At 64.0% G+C, this 22,013-nt stretch carries 19 protein-coding genes; 12 read left to right on the forward strand and 7 right to left on the reverse strand.

Annotated elements, in window-relative coordinates:
• Positions 1 to 15 precede the first annotated feature (15 nt).
• The 10 genes from G3N94_RS19740 to G3N94_RS19785 all read left to right on the forward strand — a co-directional run bounded on the left by G3N94_RS19740 (position 16) and on the right by G3N94_RS19785 (position 13,405).
• Positions 16 to 1,197 carry an isovaleryl-CoA dehydrogenase gene (locus G3N94_RS19740; protein WP_124603524.1) on the forward strand — a complete coding sequence of 394 codons (1,182 nt, stop codon included), beginning with the start codon at positions 16 to 18 and terminating at the stop codon, positions 1,195 to 1,197.
• Positions 1,198 to 1,227: 30 nt separating this feature from the next.
• Positions 1,228 to 2,835, forward strand: a complete 1,608-nt coding sequence (locus tag G3N94_RS19745; protein ID WP_205794266.1) for a carboxyl transferase domain-containing protein — start codon at positions 1,228 to 1,230, stop codon at positions 2,833 to 2,835.
• A gap of 20 nt (positions 2,836 to 2,855) precedes the next feature.
• Complete coding sequence (locus G3N94_RS19750; RefSeq protein WP_205794267.1) at positions 2,856 to 3,641, forward strand: enoyl-CoA hydratase/isomerase family protein; 786 nt, start codon at positions 2,856 to 2,858, stop codon at positions 3,639 to 3,641.
• 117 nt (positions 3,642 to 3,758) lie between these two features.
• Positions 3,759 to 5,756: an acetyl/propionyl/methylcrotonyl-CoA carboxylase subunit alpha gene (locus tag G3N94_RS19755; RefSeq protein WP_205794268.1), complete on the forward strand. Its 1,998-nt coding sequence runs from the start codon at positions 3,759 to 3,761 to the stop codon at positions 5,754 to 5,756.
• A 958-nt stretch (positions 5,757 to 6,714) separates the two neighbouring features.
• The gene (locus G3N94_RS19760) at positions 6,715 to 6,897 is read left to right on the forward strand and encodes an acinetodin/klebsidin/J25 family lasso peptide (RefSeq protein WP_205794269.1); all 183 of its coding nucleotides are present in this window, start codon (positions 6,715 to 6,717) and stop codon (positions 6,895 to 6,897) included.
• Between the two features lie 62 nt (positions 6,898 to 6,959).
• Positions 6,960 to 7,661, forward strand: coding sequence for a lasso peptide biosynthesis B2 protein (locus tag G3N94_RS19765; RefSeq protein WP_205794270.1), 702 nt, complete (start codon positions 6,960 to 6,962; stop codon positions 7,659 to 7,661).
• Entirely contained in the window at positions 7,661 to 9,343 is a 1,683-nt protein-coding gene (locus G3N94_RS19770) for an asparagine synthase-related protein (RefSeq protein WP_205794271.1), read from the forward strand. The genes G3N94_RS19765 and G3N94_RS19770 overlap by 1 nt, the downstream gene beginning before the upstream one ends.
• Complete coding sequence (locus G3N94_RS19775) at positions 9,340 to 11,088, forward strand: ABC transporter ATP-binding protein (protein ID WP_205794272.1); 1,749 nt, start codon at positions 9,340 to 9,342, stop codon at positions 11,086 to 11,088. Before G3N94_RS19770 ends, G3N94_RS19775 begins: the two co-directional genes overlap by 4 nt.
• A gap of 296 nt (positions 11,089 to 11,384) precedes the next feature.
• Positions 11,385 to 12,527, forward strand: coding sequence for a DUF2827 domain-containing protein (locus G3N94_RS19780; protein ID WP_205794273.1), 1,143 nt, complete (start codon positions 11,385 to 11,387; stop codon positions 12,525 to 12,527).
• A 461-nt stretch (positions 12,528 to 12,988) separates the two neighbouring features.
• Positions 12,989 to 13,405 carry a hypothetical protein gene (locus G3N94_RS19785; protein WP_346778716.1) on the forward strand — a complete coding sequence of 139 codons (417 nt, stop codon included), beginning with the start codon at positions 12,989 to 12,991 and terminating at the stop codon, positions 13,403 to 13,405.
• 12 nt (positions 13,406 to 13,417) lie between these two features.
• Here G3N94_RS19785 and G3N94_RS19790 read toward each other — a convergent pair whose 3' ends face one another.
• The 6 genes from G3N94_RS19790 to G3N94_RS19815 all read right to left on the reverse strand — a co-directional run bounded on the left by G3N94_RS19790 (position 13,418) and on the right by G3N94_RS19815 (position 19,315).
• On the reverse strand, positions 13,418 to 14,572 hold the full coding sequence (locus G3N94_RS19790) for a DUF2827 domain-containing protein (RefSeq protein ID WP_205794275.1): 1,155 nt from the start codon (positions 14,570 to 14,572) through the stop codon (positions 13,418 to 13,420).
• A 14-nt stretch (positions 14,573 to 14,586) separates the two neighbouring features.
• The gene (locus tag G3N94_RS19795) at positions 14,587 to 15,732 is read right to left on the reverse strand and encodes a DUF2827 domain-containing protein (RefSeq protein WP_205794276.1); all 1,146 of its coding nucleotides are present in this window, start codon (positions 15,730 to 15,732) and stop codon (positions 14,587 to 14,589) included.
• A 334-nt stretch (positions 15,733 to 16,066) separates the two neighbouring features.
• Positions 16,067 to 16,969, reverse strand: coding sequence for a ferritin-like domain-containing protein (locus G3N94_RS19800; RefSeq protein WP_205794277.1), 903 nt, complete (start codon positions 16,967 to 16,969; stop codon positions 16,067 to 16,069).
• A 96-nt stretch (positions 16,970 to 17,065) separates the two neighbouring features.
• Positions 17,066 to 17,281 (reverse strand): transcriptional regulator, encoded by a 216-nt coding sequence (locus G3N94_RS19805; RefSeq protein ID WP_205794278.1) that lies wholly within the window; start codon positions 17,279 to 17,281, stop codon positions 17,066 to 17,068.
• A 218-nt stretch (positions 17,282 to 17,499) separates the two neighbouring features.
• Complete coding sequence (locus tag G3N94_RS19810) at positions 17,500 to 18,150, reverse strand: NAD(P)H-dependent oxidoreductase (protein WP_205794279.1); 651 nt, start codon at positions 18,148 to 18,150, stop codon at positions 17,500 to 17,502.
• A gap of 295 nt (positions 18,151 to 18,445) precedes the next feature.
• On the reverse strand, positions 18,446 to 19,315 hold the full coding sequence (locus G3N94_RS19815) for a LysR family transcriptional regulator (RefSeq protein ID WP_205794280.1): 870 nt from the start codon (positions 19,313 to 19,315) through the stop codon (positions 18,446 to 18,448).
• 96 nt (positions 19,316 to 19,411) lie between these two features.
• Between G3N94_RS19815 and G3N94_RS19820 the strand changes: the two genes are divergently transcribed.
• On the forward strand, positions 19,412 to 20,836 hold the full coding sequence (locus G3N94_RS19820) for an MFS transporter (protein ID WP_205794281.1): 1,425 nt from the start codon (positions 19,412 to 19,414) through the stop codon (positions 20,834 to 20,836).
• A 37-nt stretch (positions 20,837 to 20,873) separates the two neighbouring features.
• Here the strand turns inward: G3N94_RS19820 and G3N94_RS19825 are convergent, their stop codons facing one another.
• Complete coding sequence (locus tag G3N94_RS19825) at positions 20,874 to 21,179, reverse strand: NIPSNAP family protein (protein WP_205794282.1); 306 nt, start codon at positions 21,177 to 21,179, stop codon at positions 20,874 to 20,876.
• Between the two features lie 170 nt (positions 21,180 to 21,349).
• Between G3N94_RS19825 and G3N94_RS19830 the strand changes: the two genes are divergently transcribed.
• Positions 21,350 to 22,013, forward strand: a 664-nt coding sequence (locus G3N94_RS19830) for a GNAT family N-acetyltransferase (RefSeq protein ID WP_205794283.1), incomplete at its 3' end; no start/stop codon positions are given.

Consider the following 22,013-nt stretch of genomic DNA (forward strand, 5'->3'; position numbering starts at 1 on the left):
GGAGACGGAGGAGACATGAGCAACCTGCCCGGCGTGCAATTCATGCTCGGTGAAGACATCGAGATGCTGCGCGACGCCGTCGCGAATTTCGCGGCGAAGGAAATCGCGCCGCGTGCGGCGGAGGTCGATCGTACCGACCAGTTCCCGATGGATCTGTGGAAGAAGTTCGGCGACCTCGGCGTGCTCGGCATGACCGTCGCCGAAGAATACGGCGGCGCGAACATGGGCTATACCGCGCACATGGTCGCGATGGAGGAGATCTCGCGCGCGTCCGCGTCGATCGGCCTGTCGTATGGCGCGCACTCGAACCTGTGCGTGAACCAGATCCACCGCAACGGCACCGAAGCGCAAAAACAGAAATACCTGCCGAAGCTCGTGTCCGGCGAGCACATCGGCGCGCTCGCGATGAGCGAGCCGAACGCGGGCTCCGACGTCGTCAGCATGAAGCTGCGCGCGGACAAGCGCGGCGATCGCTACGTGCTGAACGGCACCAAGATGTGGATCACCAACGGCCCCGACTGCGACACGCTCGTCGTCTATGCGAAGACGGACGTCGAAGCCAACGCGCGCGGCATCACCGCATTCATCGTCGAGAAGGGCATGAAGGGCTTCTCGGTCGCGCAGAAGCTCGACAAGCTCGGGATGCGCGGCTCGCACACGGGCGAGCTGGTGTTCCAGGACGTCGAGGTGCCGGAAGAGAACATCCTCGGCCAGCTCAACGGCGGCGTGAAGGTGCTGATGAGCGGCCTCGACTACGAGCGCGCGGTGCTGTCGGGCGGCCCGACCGGCATCATGGCCGCGTGTCTCGATGCCGTTGTTCCGTATATCCACGACCGCAAGCAGTTCGGCCAGGCGATCGGCGAATTCCAGCTGATCCAGGGCAAGGTCGCCGACATGTACACGACGTTCCAGGCGTGCCGCGCGTACCTGTACGCGGTCGGCCGCCATCTCGACACGGCCGGCAGCGACCACCTGCGCCAGGTGCGCAAGGACTGCGCGGGCGTGATCCTCTACACGGCCGAGAAGGCGACGTGGATGGCCGGCGAGGCGATCCAGATCCTCGGTGGCAACGGCTACATCAACGAATACCCGGTCGGCCGCCTGTGGCGCGATGCGAAGCTCTACGAAATCGGCGCCGGCACGAGCGAGATCCGCCGGATGCTGATCGGCCGCGAGCTGTTCGCGGAAACGATGTAACGCCCACGTCAAGCGAACGGAGCCTCGTCGATGCCGATCATCGAATCCAAACTGAACCCGCGTTCGGAAGAATTCCGCGCGAATGCCGCGGCGCTCGAGGCGGTCGTCGCCGACCTGCGCGCGAAGATCGAACAGCTCGCGCAAGGCGGCGGCGCGGCCGCGCGCGACAAGCACCTGTCGCGCGGCAAGCTGCTGCCGCGCGACCGCATCGCGCAACTGCTCGATCCGGGCACGCCGTTCCTCGAGCTGTCGCAGCTCGCGGCGAACGGCATGTACAACGACGACGCGCCGGGCGCGGGGATCATCACCGGCATCGGCCGGATCGCGGGCCGCGAGTGCGTGATCGTCTGCAACGACGCGACGGTCAAGGGCGGCACCTACTATCCGGTCACCGTGAAGAAGCACGTGCGCGCGCAGGAGATCGCCGCGGAAAACCGGTTGCCGTGCGTGTATCTCGTCGATTCGGGCGGCGCGAACCTGCCGAACCAGGACGACGTGTTCCCCGATCGCGACCACTTCGGCCGGATCTTCTACAACCAGGCGACGATGTCGGCCGCGGGGATCGCGCAGATCGCGGTCGTGATGGGCTCGTGCACGGCCGGCGGCGCCTACGTGCCGGCGATGAGCGACGAGTCGATCATCGTGAAGAACCAGGGCACGATTTTCCTGGGTGGCCCGCCGCTCGTGAAGGCCGCGACCGGCGAGGAAGTGAGCGCCGAGGATCTCGGTGGCGGCGACGTGCACACGCGGCTGTCGGGCGTGGCCGACCATCTCGCGCAGAACGACGCGCATGCGCTGTCGATCGCGCGCAACATCGTCGATCATCTCGCGCCGAAGCTTGCGCTGCCGGTGACGCTGCGCGACGCGAAGCCGCCGCGTTACGACGCGCAGAGCCTGTACGGCGTGATCCCGGCCGACACGCGCAAGCCGTTCGACGTGCGCGAGGTGATCGCGCGCATCGTCGACGATTCCGAATTCGACGAATTCAAGGCGCGCTACGGCACGACGCTCGTCACGGGCTTCGCGCACATCTGGGGCCATCCGGTCGGGATCGTCGCGAACAACGGCATCCTGTTCTCGGAATCGGCGGTGAAGGGCGCGCATTTCATCGAGCTGTGCTGCCAGCGCAAGATCCCGCTCGTGTTCCTGCAGAACATCACGGGCTTCATGGTCGGCCGCAAGTACGAGAACGAAGGGATCGCGCGGCACGGCGCGAAGATGGTGACGGCCGTGTCGAACGCGAAGGTGCCGAAGTTCACGGTGATCATCGGCGGCTCGTTCGGCGCCGGCAACTACGGAATGTGCGGCCGCGCATTCGGGCCGCGCTTCCTGTGGATGTGGCCGAACGCGCGGATCTCGGTGATGGGCGGCGAGCAGGCCGCGTCGGTGCTCGCGACCGTGCGTCGCGACGGCATCGAGGCGAAGGGCGGCGCGTGGTCGGCCGACGACGAGGAAGCCTTCAAGCAGCCGATTCGCGACCAGTACGAGCGCCAGGGGCATCCGTACTACGCGAGCGCGCGGCTGTGGGACGACGGCGTGATCGACCCCGCGCAGACGCGCGACGTGCTCGGCCTCGGGCTCGCGGCGTCGATGAACGCGCCGATCGACGACACGCGTTTCGGCGTGTTCCGGATGTAAGCAGACACCAGGAGCGGACGATGCGATACGAAACCATCAAGGTCAACGAAGCGAACCGCGTCGCCACCGTCACGCTTGCGCGCCCCGACGTGCGCAATGCGTTCAACGAGACGATGATCGCCGAGCTGACGACCGCGTTCGAATGGCTCGACGCGCACGCAGGCGTGCGCGCGGTCGTGCTCGCGGCGGAGGGCCCTGCATTCTGCGCAGGCGCAGACCTGAACTGGATGAAGAAGATGGCCGGCTACTCGGACGACGAGAACCGTGCCGACGCGCGCAAGCTCGCGCGGATGCTCGAGGCGATCCATCGCTGCGGCAAGCCGGTGATCGCGCGCGTGCATGGCGACGCGTATGCGGGCGGCGTCGGCCTCGTGGCCGCCGCCGACATCGCGATCGCGGTGGAGGGCACGAAGTTCTGCCTGTCCGAAGCGCGCCTCGGGCTGATCCCGGCGACGATCGCGCCGTATGTGGTGCGCGCGATGGGCGAGCGCGCGGCGCGGCGCTACTTCACGACCGCGGAAGTGTTCGACAGCGCCCGTGCGGCGGCGCTCGGCTTCGTGCACGAAACGGTGCCGGCCGATGCGCTCGACGAGACCGTCACGAAGCTCGCGGCGGCGCTGGACGCGAACGGGCCCGATGCGGTGCGCGCGTGCAAGCGGCTCGTTGCCGACGTCGCGGGCCGGCCGCTCGACGCGGCGCTGATCGAGCAGACCGCCGAGTGGATCGCGCGGACCCGCGCGGGCGCGGAAGCGCGCGAGGGGATCGCCGCGTTCCTGGAGAAGCGCACGCCGTCATGGCGGGCCTGATGTAACCGGCTGCGGTAGCTGACTGCGCTGACCGGCTGCGGCAGCCGACGGCGCTTCGCGTTGCGTGATACGCGAGCGAAGCGCGAACCCCATCCCTTACCGGACGACATCGAAGCCATGTTCGACAAGATTCTGATCGCCAACCGTGGCGAAATCGCGTGCCGGGTCGCCGCGACGTGCAAACGTCTCGGCGTCGCGAGCGTCGCCGTCTATTCCGACGCGGATGCGCATGCGAAGCACGTCGCCGCGTGCGACGAGGCCGTGCATATCGGCGGGTCGGCGGTCGCCGACAGCTACCTGCGCATCGAGCGCATCATCGAAGCCGCGCGCGCGACGGGCGCGCAGGCGATCCACCCCGGCTACGGGTTCCTGTCGGAGAACGAGGATTTCGCGCACGCGTGCGAGCAGGCCGGCATCGTGTTCATCGGGCCGCCGGTCGACGCGATCGCCGCGATGGGCTCGAAGGCCGCCGCGAAGGCGCTGATGCATGCGGCGGCGGTGCCGCTCGTGCCCGGCTATCACGGCGACGCGCAGGATGCGGCGCTGCTGCATCGCGAGGCTGATGCAATCGGCTACCCGGTGCTGCTGAAGGCGAGCGCGGGCGGTGGCGGCAAGGGGATGCGGGTTGTCGAGCGTTCCGGCGATTTCCCCGCGGCGCTCGCGTCGTGCCAGCGCGAAGCGGCAAGCAGCTTCGGCAACGACCGCGTGCTGATCGAGAAATACCTGACGCGCCCGCGTCACGTCGAAGTGCAGGTGTTCGGTGACACGCACGGCAACACCGTTTACCTGTTCGACCGCGACTGCTCGGTGCAGCGCCGTCACCAGAAGGTGCTCGAGGAAGCGCCCGCGCCGGGTCTCGCCGAAGACGTGCGCCGCGCGATGGGCGAGGCGGCGGTCGCGGCCGCGCGCGCGGTCGGCTATGTCGGCGCGGGCACCGTCGAATTCATCATGACGGGCGACGCGTTCTACTTCATGGAGATGAACACGCGCCTGCAGGTCGAGCATCCGGTCACCGAGATGGTGACGGGCCTCGATCTCGTCGAGTGGCAACTGCGCGTCGCGGCGGGTGAGCCGCTGCCTTTGAAGCAAGAGCAGCTGCGCGTGACTGGGCATGCGATCGAGGCGCGCCTCTACGCGGAGAACCCTGCGCGCGGCTTCCTGCCGTCGACCGGCACGCTGAAGCATCTGCGCCTGCCGGACGGTGTCGAGTTCGCGATCGGCGCGCCGGTGCGTGTCGACAGCGGCGTGCGCGAGGGCGATGCGATCACGCCGTTCTACGATCCGATGATCGCGAAGCTGATCGTGCATGGCGCGGACCGCGACGAAGCGCTCGGCCGGATGATGCGCGCGCTGCGCGAATGCGAGGTCGTCGGCCTGTACACGAACGCGGCGTTCCTGCAGCGGATCGTTGCGTGCAAGCCGTTCGCCGAGGCCGATCTCGATACGGGCCTGATCGAGCGCAATCACGACACGCTGTTCGCGCCGCAACAGCCGCCGCGCGCGGCGCTCGCGCTTGCCTGTGCGGCGCTGCGCGCGCGCGAGCGCGATGCACTGACGGATCGTCGATCGCCGTGGGCCGCGTTGTCGAACTGGCGCTTGAACGCAGGCTTCGGCCGCACGCTCGAATGGCGCGCGATCGAGCGCGAGATGGACATCACGGTCGAGTTCGAAGAGGACGCGGCCGGCAAGCGGCTCGCGATCGGCGATGCGCCCGCGCAGCCGTTCGCGTGGGCTCGCGGCGCGAGCCCGCTCGACTTCGACGTGACGCTCGACGGCGTGCGCAGCAGCGGCCGCGTGTATGCGGACGGCGACACGTTCCACGTGTTCACGCAGGGCGCGTCCGAATCGTTCGAGTGGCGCAACCTGCTCGCGCATGCGGGCGACACCGAACACGGCGGCGGGCGCCTGACCGCGCCGATGCCGGGCAAGGTGATCGCGGTGCTGGTCGAGGCCGGACAGGCAGTCGAGCCGGGCACGCCGCTGATCGTGATGGAAGCGATGAAGATGGAGCACACGATCGGCGCGCCGAGCGCGGGCGTCGTCGCGGAAGTGCTGTATGGCGTCGGCGACCAGGTTGCGGACGGCGCGCAACTGCTCGTGATGGCGGAAGCCTGAGCGCCGCGTCGGGGATGGTGCGGCTTCGAGTCGTAAGCGCCATCCCCGCCGACAATATCAATTTGCTCGTCGCCGGAATCTGATCGAGCAATTCGCGCGGAATTTCTGCAGTCGACGGCATCCTGACGATCATGAGCGCCGCTCGCAACACGCTCGTTTCGTGTCAGGCACTCAGGCGCGCCTCGCCGGCACCGGCGCTTCGAGTCGCCGTGTGGACGCCCCTTCCTTTCCCCCTCGCTGTAGCCTTTCGGACCCATGCCGTCGACTACGACGCGCAGTGCCTCGCCGCTTGCGATGATCGGCAACGGAGCCTAAATATCCGAGCACGACGACGCAGCCTTTGAGAGTCCCAAGTTCAGATGTCGGGTTTCAACCAGTTAAAAATGCCGTGTTTTGGCATATAGGTTGAGCGCTGGCCTCTAACTGGTGCGGCATTCGGAAAATCTGCGAGTTCGGCTTTATCGATCCGCATCGTCAGATTGCTTCGATTGGTCAGGCGAGCGTTGTAGGCCGGCCAGTTCCGAACGTGGCAAATCTCCTGAGGCTTACGCGTCGCGCTCGTATCCTCGCGCCTCGTTTCATCCGGCAAAAGGCCGGAAATCTACGAAGCGTTCAGAATTTTTAACAGTTTATGTAGGGGACTTTCTTGCTGTCGCGTGTAAGCGTCAGCCAACTGTCTCCTCAGTTGTTTCGGGCAGTAACGCCCTCCAGGAATCACGGACCGCTCTTACCCAGTGCGGCTTCGACGGGCTTGTCGGTTACGACTTCCCTTCGTCTCCCTACGTAAGACCGGACCTGTGGTATCGGCTCGAAATTCCACGGGGACACATTTCGATTGCCTTGACAGTCCGCGGGGGCGTTCATACCATCTAATGCGAATACGAATCATTAGTATTTACGGATGGCTCGTATTCTTGATGTTTTATGTGTTCATTTAATATTTTTATTTGGGAATGCTATGAAAAACAGGTCAACCAAGGAATCGTTCGAGATTGCCCGCGTCGGGGATGTCGACGTCATTACGCTGAAGCAGGATGCCAGCAAGGCGACCATGGGCGGAGACGGCAGCATCGCCGAATACTTCAACAGGCCGATGCATATTTACGATTGGCAGATTATGGATTCGGGCTACTACGGCTGATCGACATAGGGGGCGGCTGACTTCGTTAGCGGGCGGCCGTCCATTTTCCGAGACGGGATTTCATGACAATCGATGCACGGGACGACCGTATGCCATATGCATTGAGTCAGCACGCAAGATTGGCCTATTACGAGGATGACCTGATCATTCTCACGATCCTCGACAACAAGTTTCATTTGATCAAGGACGTATCCCGGGATGCCATGAACGCGCTATACGAGCCTATGGCCCAGCAGACGGGTTCCGGCTTGCACGATGCACTGCGGATCATGGGCGTGCTGGAGGAGTCGCGCGATCGCGCGGATACTCCGCCGGCCGGATTGAGGCCGCAGAGCTATGTGGAGCAACGCTGGATGATGCCATTGACGCGTCATGTGCCAGCCACCGTTGTGGGTATCGCTGCATCGCTCGCTGCCCTTTATCGGGCGACGGTCATGATCAAACTGGGGGGATTCAGGCGCATCGTTTCGATCAGGAAAGGGGTACCAAGTATGGTATCCGGATCGATGGACGTCGACGGAGCCGTGCAGGCCGCCATGGGCAATCTGAACCGGGTCTTTGCCTGCGATGTCAGCGGTAACCGATGCCTGACCTATTCCCTCGCACTGGCTCTTCTGTTGAGACGGAAAATACCCAATGTAACACTGGTTGTCGGGGTGAGGACGCGCCCCTTCTTCAGCCACGCATGGGTCGAAGTCGACGGCACGGTTGTGAACGACGCTGCCGACTTGCGCAAAAACCTGGCGGTCATCCTGGAGGTTTGATGTTCATCGCTTACCCGGAAAACATCGCGAAGCACTTGGAACACGTCATTAATGAATGGGCGGGAAGAAATCGGCTGACGACACATCTTCACGGAAAATTCGTTGTTCGATGTTCGGATCGGTGGACGGTTTCGAAGTGGGGGCAATTCATCGAATTTTTTGAGGGCGTGGCTTATGAATGGCCGACCTGTCAGTATTGTCCGGCACCAGAGAGACGCGCTCGCTTCTCTGATTCGATCGGCTATTTCACGTCGATTCTGTTGAGTTTGGACACGCTTGAGGTAGTCAGAAGTCTGTATCGGAGTACAGATATTTTCTATACCACGCTGCACGGTATGATGCTCGCCTGTAGTGAACTGGCTGTCATCGTTGCCTTGCGTGGCGGCTTTGCAAGTCAACGCATCGATGTCGACTATTGCCACGATTTCATAGCGCATCAGCAAAAATTCGATGGGCATACGTCGTTCGAGAGCATAAGAGAGGTCATGCTCGGCGAATGTATCAGGATGTCGACATCGGACATCATCGGTGCGGCGTTCGTCAATCATCCGATCGTTCCGAACGGCGATATCGTTGACACGTTACGCGATACCCTGTCCGCATTCACGCAGCCTTTCGATAGTACCGTTCTGATGTTCTCAGGCGGCCTGGACTCGAGCACCTTGCTTTGGACGCTGCTCGCGACCGGCACGAAGCTCCTCGTGCTGCATAGCGAATCGGGTCCAGACGCGAGGGACAGTGAGTATCAGGATGCAGCCGCAGTAGCGTTGGATCTCGACTGTGAGATCCAGCGGGTCTTGCCCGAGCGCGAGGATTACAGTCGGGCATTCACAACTTCAACTGAGGGCCAGTCCTCATCTCCGTACGATATATCGATTTTTCGATCCCGATCACCCGCTTGTTCAGACCTGCCGATCGACGAGACGACACTTCTCATAACGGGGCATGGCGGGGATCACGTATTCATCCAGAATCCTGACAACAATTCGTGCCTGGAGGCGTTGCAGGCAGGGCGGGTACTCGAGTACGTGCGGACCGTACGAAAACTGTCCAGGCTAAAGGGACGGCGCGGTGTCGAAATCGTGCGCGATAATCTTCGTCTCCTGACGGGGGCTCGCTCACTTACCGGTTCATTTCCTGCCTGGCTGCCGAGGCCGAGACATCGATCGGCATGTCGAACCGCTCACTATCTGATACGAGACCTGGATCGCCGCACGGCGAAATACAGCCATCTCTCAGCCATCCTGCAGGCGCTGCAGTCAGCATGCATCCCGCGCAACGGCCCACCCACGCTTGCCCCGTTGCTGTTGCAGAACGTTGTCGGGCACATGATAGGAATTCCCGTCCAGGATACGTTCACGGACACCCATGACCGTGTCACGCTGCGCGAATCCATTTACAGACGGTCCGGGAAGTCGTTCGCATGGCGGCGGACGAAGCGGGCGTCGTCAGCGTTCCTGTTTCAACTCATGTCCCAATCTGAAGCGAATCTTGTCGATCTGATCGACCGTTCGTACTTCGTATCGCTTTTGCATATTGACCGAGACGCGCTGCTCGCAGAAGTGCGGCAAAACTGCCAAATTGCGTTGACCGGGAATTTCAAGCACATCGTGAACCTGTACAAGATCGAAGCGCACCTCCGATCGATCGAGCATCAATCTTCAAGCCTGACCAGACCATGAAGCGCTGGATTGGAACCTATTCGGAAATCGGGCGCCATCTGCAGCGTCGGGAACGTTTTTTCATCGTCGCAATCCTGTCCTGCACGCTGGGATCTGCAACATCGATGGCGATGTCACCGGTCATCCTGGGGCGGTTGACCGACATCCTGCTCGCTGCGGATCGCCGGACGTCCGCTTACGTGATCTATCTAGCGGTGAGCTATCTGATCGCCATCGCGATGCCCAGGTTTCTCGGTACCGTCGATCTTTACCTCCAGAGCATGCTTCGCCTCCGAGCAAACCGCTCGCTCCTCGCCAGTTACTTCAACTACCTTTGCCGGCAACCGGACAATTTCTTCGTCAACAAAAATTCCGGAGAGCTGACTCAGGAGATCACCCAGGCGTCGAATGACCTCTACCTCGTCATCCGCAATCTCTCCACGTCGCTCATCTCTCCGATCGTCCAGATCTGTATTGCCGTCGTGGTCCTGGCGTCCAATCAAGATCTGCTGGTCGCCGGAACGATCGCGATCTACGTTGTGCTCTTCGTGACGAATAACGTGATACACGGCAGGCGGCTCGTCGAACTCAAATCCCGTTGCATGGATGCGGGCAAAAAATCCTATGCGACGTTGACGGATTCGATCACCAACATTCATGTGGCACGCCAGTTCGACGGCTATCACTTCCTGCTCTCCCGCTACCAAAGGGTGCTCGACGAAGACCGGCATACGCAAGGCTACTATTGGAAAATCAGCTTGCGCATGCAGTTCTTCAATGCTTGCCTGTTCGTCGGCCTGTTTGGCGTAACGTTCCTGATGGCCCTGCACGAAGTCGTGACCGGAGCGCGTTCGGTCGGCAATTTTGTCCTGGTGGCGGCCTACACGGTGACGCTGCTGTCACCGATCGAAATCCTGGGCAACATGTTCACGGAAATCAATCAATCGCTGGTCACGTTCGGCCGGTTCCTCGATAGGCTGTCCACCGCCATGAACCCCGTGTCGCGGCTCGATCGGAATCCGGTGTCCCAACCTGCCGCGCCGGCAATCGAATTCGAACGCGTTTGCGTGACTTACCCGGGAGCCGGCCGGCGGGCCTTAACCGATATTGGTTTCACTGTCGATTCGGGACAGCGTGTCGCCATCACCGGGCCAAGCGGTGCCGGGAAAAGTACGCTCGTCAAGGTGCTGACGAAACAGCTCGTTGCAGAGGGCGGGGCAATCCGGATCTTCGGAGAAGACATTCTGTGCATCGATGCTCAGACATTGAGAGAGCGTATCGGTTGCGTTTCCCAGGACGTTTTCTTGTTCAAGGACACACTGCGCTTCAATTTGCAGATCTCGCGCCCGGACGCGTCCGATGCTGACATGATCGCCGCGCTCGAATGCGCCGGGTTGAAGGATCTGCTCATTGGGCTGCCGGCGGGTCTCGACACGACGCTCGGCGATCGCGGCGCCACGCTTTCGGGCGGCCAACGGCAACGACTCGCGTTGGCGAGGCTGTTTCTGCGCGCGCCGGACATCGTGCTTGTCGACGAGGGTACGTCGTCGCTGGATCTCGTCACGGAGCAATACGTGCTCGACAAGATCTTCGAGATTTTTTCGGGAAAGACAATCGTCATGATCACACACCGGCCCAGTGCGATGACGAAGGTGGATGCGGTGATCGTCATGTCCGACGGCCAGATTGACGACTACGCGGAACCGGACGTGCTCCGATCGCGAAACACGTTCTTTGCCCGAGTGATCGAATCCGTTGGCCACTAGCAGGGCGAACGCATGGAGCGTTGTGAGCAATCAAGGACCGACGCGTGGGGTTGTAAGTCGAATCCCAAGTGCGCCGCGTGAGCGCTGCCACCAGTGATCGCTATCGCGCCGAACTCCTTGGCTGGCAACGCGCTTCATGCGACTGCCGCCGCCGCGATCCGCAGGCCCTAAACAATCCCTGACAGTCGTGCGGCCGGAAGTCCGCTAGACTGGCTGCTTGCATGCAGCGCTCAAGCCTGCCTCCCGGGTGTGGCCGCGCTACACTGCGACCCTCCAACCTCCGTTCCTCGCCGACGATGACGTCCCCTGTCCTGAACGGCCTGCGCATCGGCATCACGATCGGCTTGCGCGCCCCCGACGAAAGCCTGTGGATCAACGGCATCAAGCAGAACGCACTGTTCCTCGCGAAGCTGCTGATCGCGTCGCCGCACGGCTACCGCGTGACGCTCGTCAACACCACCGACGTGCCGCTGACTGACGCGCTTCCATGGGATCGCGCGGTGTACGACACGCGCGCGTTCGCGGACGCGAAGGACGCACTCGACGTGCTGATCGAACTCGGCGGGCAGATCGACGCGGCGCAGACCGCCTACCTGAAAGCGCGCGGCACGAAGATCGTCAGCTACTGCTGCGGCGTCGAATACATCAACGCGATGGAGTCGATCCTGTTCGGCCGCCGGCTGTGGGATACGCTGTTCATCAACCGCGGCTACGACGAGGTGTGGGCGATTCCGCAGATCGCACCGTCGTCGCTGCCGTTCCTGCAGTCGCTGCGCCGCTGTCCGGGGCGCGTCGTGCCGTTCGTCTGGGATCCGATGTTCCTGACCGAGCGCGCCCGCACGCTGCCCGAGCGTGGCGAGTACCGGCCGCGCGGCATGCGCGCGAAGCGGCTGACGGTGATGGAGCCGAACCACGACGTCGTGAAGTTCTGCGTGTATCCGCTGCTGATCATCGACGAGGCGTTTCGCCGCGAGCCGGACGCGATCGCGTTCACGCACGTGACGAACGCCGATCGCCTCGCGCACGACAGCCAGGAGTTCGTGATGCTGATGAACTACCTGGAGATCGTCCGGGCCGGCAAGGCGAGTTTCGTCGGCCGCTTCGACACGCCGGTGTTCCTCGCGGAGCTGACCGACGTCGTCGTGTCGCACCAGTGGGCGAATCCGCTCAACTACTTCTACTTCGACGTGTGCTGGCAAGGCTATCCGCTCGTGCACAACGCGAGCCTCGCGCCCGATCTCGGCTACTACTATCCGGACAACGACGTGCAGCAAGGCACGAACGCGCTGCTGGATGCGCTGCACACGCATGACGACGACTGGGAAGGGTATGCGCGGCGTCAGCGCGAGATCCTGCGGCGGTATACGCCGGCGAACCCGGCGCTCGTCGCCGAATATGACGCGCTGCTCGCGCAGCTCGTCGGTGGGGCGGCCGGGTAACGGCGCGCCGCCGCACGATAGCGGGCGGAAATCGAATGGCCCGATAAAAAAGAAACCGCCGAATAACATGAATTCGGCGGTTATCAAGGCACGAATCTGACAGATCTCGAGAGATCTGCCGAAATTAATTCACTCTAGATTGAAAATTAAAATGAATGAGTGAGGGTGCGGGGCGCGTTGCGTTGGCCACCGAGCGGACGACTGTGAATGCGTGTGATCGATTTTCTGAATTTGAATATCATTGACAAAGTGTGCGCTGATAAAAATCTAGAATCGGTATCGTGGTTTTCAAATGAATGAATAAACAATTTTCTGTCGGATCTGGCGGGTAAATTCCGACGTTCACATTCTTTCATTCCTTTTGGTTTGCAATGAGAATTGAGCCGTCTGTCGCGGCCCGCCGCGTTCCTGTCGCGCGTTGCGTGATGCGTGGCGTCGGCGTGATGAGAGGCACGAAGGTCGTGGATCGAAACGGTAGCGCAGCATCATCCAGCGAGCTTGGCGCACTCGGCGACCTCGAGGACATGCTGCGTCGTCTGGCGGGCGGTACGTCCGCAGAACAGGCAGAGGAGGCCGAGGTGGCCCGCTGCGTCGACGGCCTGAAGGCGGTCGCACGCCGCATCGCGACGCTGGGCGCGCTGGATCGCACGGGCCGCGAACTGGCGGCGCGATACTACTGCGCGGGCATTGCAATGGGCGTGTACGGACACGATTCCGCAATCGCGTGCGGCATATTCGGCAGCGTCGAACAGCACAGCCGCGCGAGCGGCGCGCGAGTCGGCCGCGCGCGGCGACGCATCTTCGCGTCGCTGGTGCGCGCGGGGCGGCGCCACGGTCAGGCGTTCATGGCGTCGTGCGGGCGCCTGGTTCGCCTGTAGCCGGGCGGTGCGTCATGCGTCACGATAGAGCGACGCAAGCGCGTCCGTATAGGCCGCGACGTTGTCCGGGTTGTAGATGCTGACCGAGTCGAGCACCTGCAACGACCGCTCGCGGTATGCGCCGAGGTTCGCGTCGTGCTCGGCGAAGGCCTTCAGCAGCGCGCGGCCGCCCGCTTCGCAATCGAAGTCCGGATAGAAATACCCGGCATTGCCGAGGAACGGCGAGTTGTGGACCAGCGGATAGTCGCCGTACAGCAGCTCGTAATACAGGTAGTTCTGCGCGTTCTCCCACGTGTGCGACACGACCGCATCGCCGTACGCGGCCATGAACTCGTACACCGCGTAACGGCTTTCGAAGGTCGTGATCCCGTGCTCAACGATGTCGAGGCTCTTCGCGAAGTGGACGAACGTCGGGTGTTCCTTCACGTGCAGCGTGTTGCACACGCGCACGACTTCGAGGAACTCCGGTTTCGCGCGATACGCTTCCTCGGTCACGAGCATCGGGATGATGCTCGTTTTCACCATGCAGATGTTCGGCTCGAACATCGTCACGCGCCAGCGCGGCTTGGCCGGTTGGTAGCCGAATTCGAGGCCCGGCCCGAGCGTTGCGCGTGCCTTGTCGAACAGCATCGGATGCCAGATGTGCGGGACGATCGTCACCGGCGCGCGCAGGCCGGTCTGGTAATAGTGCAGGCACGAGCGCTCGAACTCGGGGATCGTCCATACCGCGTCGTACGGCGCGCCGGAGAACAGGAAGCCCGACGGCTTGTTGAACATCGCGCGCTCGATGTCGATCACGTAGTCGTTGCCGACCCGCATCGTCACGACCTTGCGGCCGCGCTCGCGGAACGCGCGAAGGTACTCGGCGTCGAACTGCGCGCTCATCTCGACGAGCACGTCGCAGCGCTGCAGTGCTTCGTCTTTCGACAGCAGCGGCACATTCCATTCGCCGAGCATCATTTGCGGATCGGCGAGCTGTTCGCCGCCGTTCACCATCAGCGCTTGCGCGACGAGCGGCGACTGGCGCAGCAGCAGGATCAGCAGCAGGCAGTTCTGGAAAATGCCGTTTTCCCATAGCGACTGGCCGGCGCCGCGCACATGCAGCGACACACCGACGACGAGCCGCTTGCCCTCGCCGGGCGCTTGACGGGCATTGGAGTCCGACATGCGTGTTCTCCGGTTCAGGCGACCAGACGCGCGACGAACGCGTCGAGGTTCGCGGGGTTGTCGATCGAGACCGACTGCAGCAGCCGGTCGGCTTTCACGCGGTAGTCGTCAAGCTGCGCGTCGTGATGCTGCCACGCGTCGAGCAGCGCGCGGCCGCCGGCCGCCGCGTCGAAGTCCGGGTAGTAGTAGCCGGCGTCGCCGAGCAGCGTCGAGTTGTGGATCAGCGGATAGCCGCCGTACAGCACGTCGTAATACAGGTAGTTCTGTGCGTTCTCCCACTGATGCGACACGACGGCGTCCGCATGGCGCGCCATGAAGCCGGGCAGGTCGATGCGCGGCTCGAAGGTCGCCTTGTTCTGCCGCACGAGGTCGAGGCTGCTCGCGAAGTGCAGGAACGTCGGGTGATCCTTCAGGTGCATCGCGTTGACGACGAACAGGTGCTCGACCGCTTCCGGCCGTGCACGGAAGAATTCCTCGCTGGCGAGCATCGGGTAATGGCAGGTCTTCACGACGGAGATGTTCGGTTCGAGCGTCGCGAGCCGCCACGCGGCGCGGCCCGGCTGATAGCCGAACGTCGCGCCTTCGCTCGCGAGCGCGGCGACGCGTCGTTCGAGAAAGTACGGCGACCAGATGTGCGGCACGAGATGCACGGGCGCGCGCAGCAGCGTGCGGAGCATTGGCGCCGCGGTCTTGTCGTACTGCGGCAGCAGCCACGCCTCGTCGAACGGGCCGCCGTTGAAGATGTGCCCGGACGGCTTGTCGAAGATCGGCGTTTCGCACAGGCCCGCATACAGGTGCCCGCAAAAAAACACGATGCGCTTCTTGCCGAGCGCCTTCATGTGCTTCAGCCATTCGACCGGCAACTGCGCGCCCATTTCGATGACGACGTCGAGTTCGTGCGTGACGTCGCCCGGCTGCACGAGCGGCACGTCGAGCCCGTCGAGGTCGAGCCCGGCCGGCAGCGCGCGTGCGTCGCCGCCATTCAGGAAGTAGACGGGGCCGACGCGGTCGGAGCGCTTCAGCATCATCGCGAGGAACGCGATGTTCTGATGGATGCCGTTTTCCCAGATCGCCTGGCCGTCTCGCGCGAACAGCGAGATGCCGACGGCCGGGCGGTCGTTGCGGGCGCCGCGCGACGCGGCTTGAATGTTGTCCGTCACCAGCTTTGTTCCTCTGCGGCACCTGCGGTCCGGCGGTCGCGGTTCGCTCCGCTGCACGGATCCGGTTTGCCGTTGATTGTCATGTGTGCGCCTGTGGCGCCGCGCCGCGCGGCGCATCCGGCCGCGGCGATTGTGGCACGGAAATCGTCGGTTTTGGAGTCGGCGCCGGCTGCGCGGCTTGCGGCGCGCCGCACTGGAACACGAGCGTGGCCGGGTCCGCGCCGTCGCGCAGCGATTTCGCGTATCGCCGGATTGCGGAAGTCCGCGCAGCGCGTATCGTGCGTGCGCTGCGTGGACGGACGTCAGCCACCGCCGCTGGCGGCGACGGTGGCGATCACTTCCTGAGGAAGCGCAGCGCAAAGCGCGCGATGCGCGGGACGAACGTCGGACGCAGCAGCCGCTTGTCGTAGCCGGCCATCCGCCGGTCGTTCTCGTCGACGCAAAGCGCGATCAGCTCGCGCGGATCGAGCGCATCGCCGATGGCCGCGGCCCCGGTCCTCGAGAAATTCGCGTCGTGCGCGACGCCGTCGGCGTCGATGCCGCGCGCGATGCCGATCCGTTCCCGGATCAGGAACGCCCACACCGCGGCGACGCGCGCGAAGAACCACGGCCGGCGCCACCACCGCATATTGCGCCAGTACCACGCGTACCAGTTGACGAAGAACAGGATGTGCCGGCCTTCCTCCTGGATCACCGGCTCGAAGGTCTCGACGAGTTCGGCCGGGAAATAGCCGGAACGCTGCGCGGAGCGGAACAGGCCGAACGCGAAGAAGCTGTCGATGCACTCGCTGAAGCCCGTCACCACCCACGCCCATTCGGCGTCGTTCGGGGCCGGATACGCAGGCTCCGGCGCGAGCCCGATGCCGTACGCGTCGACGAGCTTCGACAGCACGACCTTGTGGCGTGCTTCCTCGCCGCCGTCCATGTCGAGTGCCTCTTTCAGCAGCTTGTCGGTCACGGTCGACGCGAACGTTGCGACGCGAATCGACGCGCGGCCTTCGGTCTGCACCGCGATGTCCCAGATCGGCAGTGACGTGAGCCGAATGAGCTCTTCGGGCGTCAGCGGCGGCCAGTCGATCACGGCCGGCTTGTACGGGTTATGGGTGTCGAGCAGCATGCGACAGAACATCTGCTTGTGCGCATCTGAACCGATTTTTACCGGACCTTGCCTCTCGAAGGTCCAGTTGCGCATTGAGTGATCTGCTGCTGCGTGCTCATCCCGCAGCGTATCAGTCATGGCTATTGTTATCGTGATGACGGAGTGAAAGAGTGTCCCACGGCTCCGGATTTCACGTATTTTCGTGCTGCCTGATGCGCGGCGGCGTGATGCAGGTCAAGCGTGCGCGTCGACCCAGAGGCGGCCCCAGCGGGACGCATAGGCGAGCGCATGTTCCTCTTCGAAGAAGAAGTCGATTGCGTCGAACGAGACGGCGCGCGACGGGCCGCCGCTTGCCTTCTCGATGGTCAGGTTCGCGGCGAACAGCCCGTTCGGCAGACGCGCGGCGGCCGGTGCGACTTCGTAGCCCTTGTAGCGGATCGTGCGATTCATGGCGTGTGCGGAGAAGGATCGGGCTTTCAGCGTACGAAAACCCGCGCGCCGCGTGAACCAATCTTTCGGCCAATGCAAATCATTCAGCGGACCGAATCGTTATCAACAGTCAAATGCGGGGTCGCGGGCTGCTGCGGCGTGCGAATGTGCGCCGCCCGCGCGGCGGACGACACCGGACGCGGGCGGGAGAGCGCGGGAGAGCGTGGGAGAGGGCGGGGTTACTGGTTGGCGATCTTCAGCACCGGCGCGAGCGCGTCGACCGAAGCCGCATGCGACGCCGCGCGATGCGACGCGAACGCCAGCGCGAATTCGGCGGCTTGCGAGCCGACCGTTTCGAGCTGCGCGACGACCTTCGGGTCCGAGCAGCTGTCCGCGCTCTCGAAGCGCGTTTCGAGCGTGTTGACGGTCGCGCCGAACGGCGTCGGCCAGCCGCGCAGTGCGTGGACGATCGAGCGCAGCGACGTCAGCACGGTACCGGCCGCTTGCCAGCCGTACGCGGTCACGATCAGGCCGACCGCGCGGCCGTCGAGGTACGGGCGTTCGTCCGCGCGCAGTTCCTCGAGCGTGTCGAGCGCGTTCTTCACGAGACCGGAGACGCCGCCGTGATAGCCGGGCGTCGCGATGATGATCGCGTCGGCCTGCCGCACGGTGTCGATCAGGTCGCGCTGCGCGTCGGTCAGCGTCTTCTGTTCGGGCGCGTAGTGCGGCAGCGTATGCAGGAACGGACCGTCGAACAGCCGGGTGCGGGCGCCGGCCGCCTGCGCGCCGCGCAGCGCGAACGACAGCGCGCGCTCGGTCGACGAGGCCGCGCGGGTGGTGCCGCCGATGCCGACGACGAACGGCCGGCGATGTTGATCGAATGCAGTCAAGGGGCGCTCCTGGGGGATGGGTTGCCCGGCTAAGCACAGGCTTAAAACCGCATGGTAACGACCCCGGAGCCAGTCTGAAAACGACTTTTCGTTCTATCGATATGCCGCCAGCGCGGGTGACCCGCGCGTGCGGCCGCACAGATCGATAGCAGAAATGCTTGGTTGGGCACGCGTGGCGCCGTCGATATGATGGACTCCGTCTCCTCCATTGTGTCTCTACTGACATGGGTTGGCCCCGCCGGCACGGATGCAGGCGGGGCTTTTTTTTCTGTGTTTCGCGGATTTCCGGCGCGTTTCACCCGGCATGCGGTTCGAACGTGTTGCCGACTACCTCCACGATGAAGTCGATGACCGCGCGTATCAGCGGCGAATGCCGGAGATCGGGATGCACGACCAGCCAGATATCCCGGTAAAAGGGCTCGCCGTCGAACGGCAGGCGCTGCAACGCAGGATCGTTGTCGCCCATGAACACGGGCAGGCCTGCAACGCCGATGCCCGTGCGTGCGGCCGCCTGCTGCGTGGTGATGTCGCTCACCTCGCATGCGATGCGGCGGCCTCCGGCGATCGATTGAAGCCACTTCGGATGCGGCAACTCGGAAAAGCGCGCGTCATAGGCGATAAACGCCCAGGCGGCCGGCTCCGATGCGTGGGCGTACGTATGGCTCGCATAGAGGCCGAAGGCCATCCTGGCGAGCTTGCGGGTCACGCTTTGCGGCTCCTCGGGACGAAACAGGCGCACCGCAATGTCCGCTTCGCGACGCCCCAGCGACACGCTTTGCGTCTCACTGGCGATCGCCAGCCGGATGCCGGGATGCAATTGCGCGAACGTGTGCAGGTGGTTCGCAAAAAGATTGTTCGCCAGGACCGGCGGCACGCTGATCGTCACCGTCCCCTGCATCGGCATCTGCTCTGCCAGCGCAAGCCGCTCGATCGCGAACGCCTCCGCCTCCATTTTCTCGGCGAACCCGAGCACCTGTCTGCCCGCGGCGGTCAGTCGGCATGCGCGCGGCAAGCGATCGACGACGCGCAGGTTCAGTTCGGCTTCGAGCGCGCTCAGGCGGCGGCTGACCGTCGCATGGTCGACCTTCAGCCGCCGTGCCGCTGCCGAGAGGCTGCCTGATTGCGCGACGGCGACGAAGACGCGCAGGTTTTCCCAGTCGAACATCGGTGCATTTTTCCCGGTTTGCTGTGCAGTTTTACCGAATATTCGCACAGATGGCGATCCTCTACGCTGCAAGCTTCCGTATTCGAAGGATTGCCCATGCACTCTCCGTCAAGATTCCATCCCGGCCTGGTCCAGATCGCGACCAGCCTCGGCTTCGTCGTCGTGCTGATCGACGTCAGCGTCGTCAATGTCGCGCTCGACGCGTTGCGTGCCGTGTTTCGCGCGGACGTCACGGGCCTGCAATGGGTCGTCAACGCGTATGCGCTCGTCTTTGCGTCGACGCTGCTGACGGCCGGCGCGCTGGGCGACCGGCTCGGCGCCACGCGCGTATTCATCGCCGGCTACGCGATCTTCACGCTCGCGTCGATCGGCTGCGGCCTCGCGCAATCCCTGGACGCGCTGATCGCGTGGCGCCTCGTGCAGGGCGTGGGCGCATCGTTGCTCGTTCCGAATTCGCTCGCCATCCTGCGCGTCGCGTTCCAGGATGCCGCGGCGCTCAGGCGGGCGATCGGCTGGTGGGGAGCCGGCGGCGCCATCGCGCTGGCGGCCGGCCCCGTGATCGGCGGGGTGCTCGTCACCGCGCTCGGGTGGCGCAGCATCTTCCTGGTGAACGTCCCCGTCGGCATCGTCGGCATCTGGATGACATGGCGCTTCGCGCCCGACACGAAAGCGCGCGGCGACCGCAGCCTCGATCTTCCCGGGCAACTGACGGGCGCGCTCACGCTGGCCGCGCTCACGTTCGCGTTGACCGAAGCCAGCGCGTTGAGCTGGCGAAGCCCCGTCATACTCGGCACATTCGCGCTGTGCATTGCATCGGGCATCGCGTTCATCCGGCTGGAAGCGCGCAATCCCGCCGCGATGCTGCCGCTCGCGTTATGGCAGGACCGGACGGTTCGCAGCACGACCGTCATCGGGATGATCCTGAACCTCGTCTTCTACGGTGTCGTCTTCGCGCTGAGCCTGCTCTTCCAGTCGATCTGGCATATGACACCGGTGCGCACGGGCATGGCGTTCCTGCCGATGACGGGCATCCTGATGGTGATGAACCTTGTCGCCGGACGTCTGGCCAGCCGGATCGGCACGCGCGCGCTGGCCACGGCGGGGATGCTGATTTCCGCTGTCGGGTATCTGGCGATGCTGCCGGCGCTTGCGTCGCAGTCGCACGGGTTGCTTGCATTGGCCATGCTGCTGGCGGGCAGCGGCGTCGCGCTCACGATACCGACCATCACGCACGCGATGCTCGCCGCGGTATGCAGCGCGCAGTCGGGTATTGCGTCCGGCCTGCTGAACGCGGCGCGTCAGATCGGGGGCGTGATGGGCGTCGCGATATTCGGCTTCCTCGTTCGCCATGCGGAGACGGCGTTGTTCATGCGCGGGATGGAGCACGCGCTTGTCGTTTCAGGCGGGCTGCTGGTTGTCGGTGCGCTGACAGCGTGGCACACGCTGGGCACCGTAACGGAGCGAGGTCGCCCGACAGGTCGGCGGAATGATGTCGTTGCGCGACGTGAAGCGGACGTTTGAGTGCCATGGTGCCGCTCGCACACGACACGATGCCCGCTTATTCGAACACCGGCCGGAAGAAGCTGCGCTCGTAGCTGACGATGCAGCGGGTTTCCTCTGCATACCGAAATGCGGCGATGCATTCGGGATCTTCCTTCGAGCGCTGCCGGTAGGTTTCGTAGGTCGCCAGGCTCGGAAACGAGAACATCGCGAGCGCGATGTCGCTTGCGCCTTCGGACGGCAGGAAGTAGCCGTGATGCGTGCCGCCGAACTTCTCGACCAGCGGAATCCACATCTTGCCGTAGGTTTCGAACTGGTCGAGCTTGTACGGATCGACGACGTAGCGAAGGAAGCAGGTGATCATGGGCGTGTGTGGTCGGAGGGAGATCGGACGAGTCTGGATCTCCCGCCCGCGGCTGTCAATGGCATGCGTGACGTCACGCACTCTGTCGGCCAACTTTTACGACATTTTTTCTTGTGGGTGCGACGCGCGCGCTCATAGACTTCGGGCAACCGAAGCGAAGGAGCGAAACCATGTCGATACCATCGAACGAAACCATCGAACGCCTGCATGTCACGCTGCCGGCGCCACGCGCCGAACGTATCGTCGTGCGGCGGTTCGATCCGGCGTTCGACGGCTACGGGCCGCTCACCGGCATGCTGCACCGCGCGTTCGCGCGGCTCGGCGCAATGGGGTTGAACTGCACCTGCGTCGACCAGACGGAGGACGTCACGCGGCGCCGCGCCGAAGCGGGCGAGTGTTTCGTCGCGGTGTGCGGCGCTCGCGTGATCGGCACGATGACGCTCTATGCGACCGATGCCGAATCGGCCTGCTCGCTGTATCGTCATGCGAGCGTCGCGAGCGTGCGGCAGGTCGCGGTCGATCCGGACTGGCAGGGCCGCGGGATCGGCGCGATGCTGCTGACGTTCGCCGAGCAGTGGGCCGCGACGCGCGGCTATACGCTGCTCGCGCTCGATACGCCGCAGCCGGCCGCGCATCTGCTCGCGTTCTATTGCTCGCAGGGTTTCGAAGTCGTCGACGTCGTGCGGTTCGCGGGCAGGCGTTACGGCAGCGCGATTCTGTGCAAGCGGCCGGCCGCGCTGCATGTACGCAGCGTGATGCCCGCGTCGCGGATCGCGATCCGTGCGGCAGCGGTGCGACGCATTGCCCGTGCGGTGTCGGCGCGCGTGGTCGCGG

It is taken from the genome of Burkholderia sp. Ac-20353 (assembly GCF_017104785.1).
In the GTDB taxonomy this organism is placed as follows: domain Bacteria; phylum Pseudomonadota; class Gammaproteobacteria; order Burkholderiales; family Burkholderiaceae; genus Burkholderia.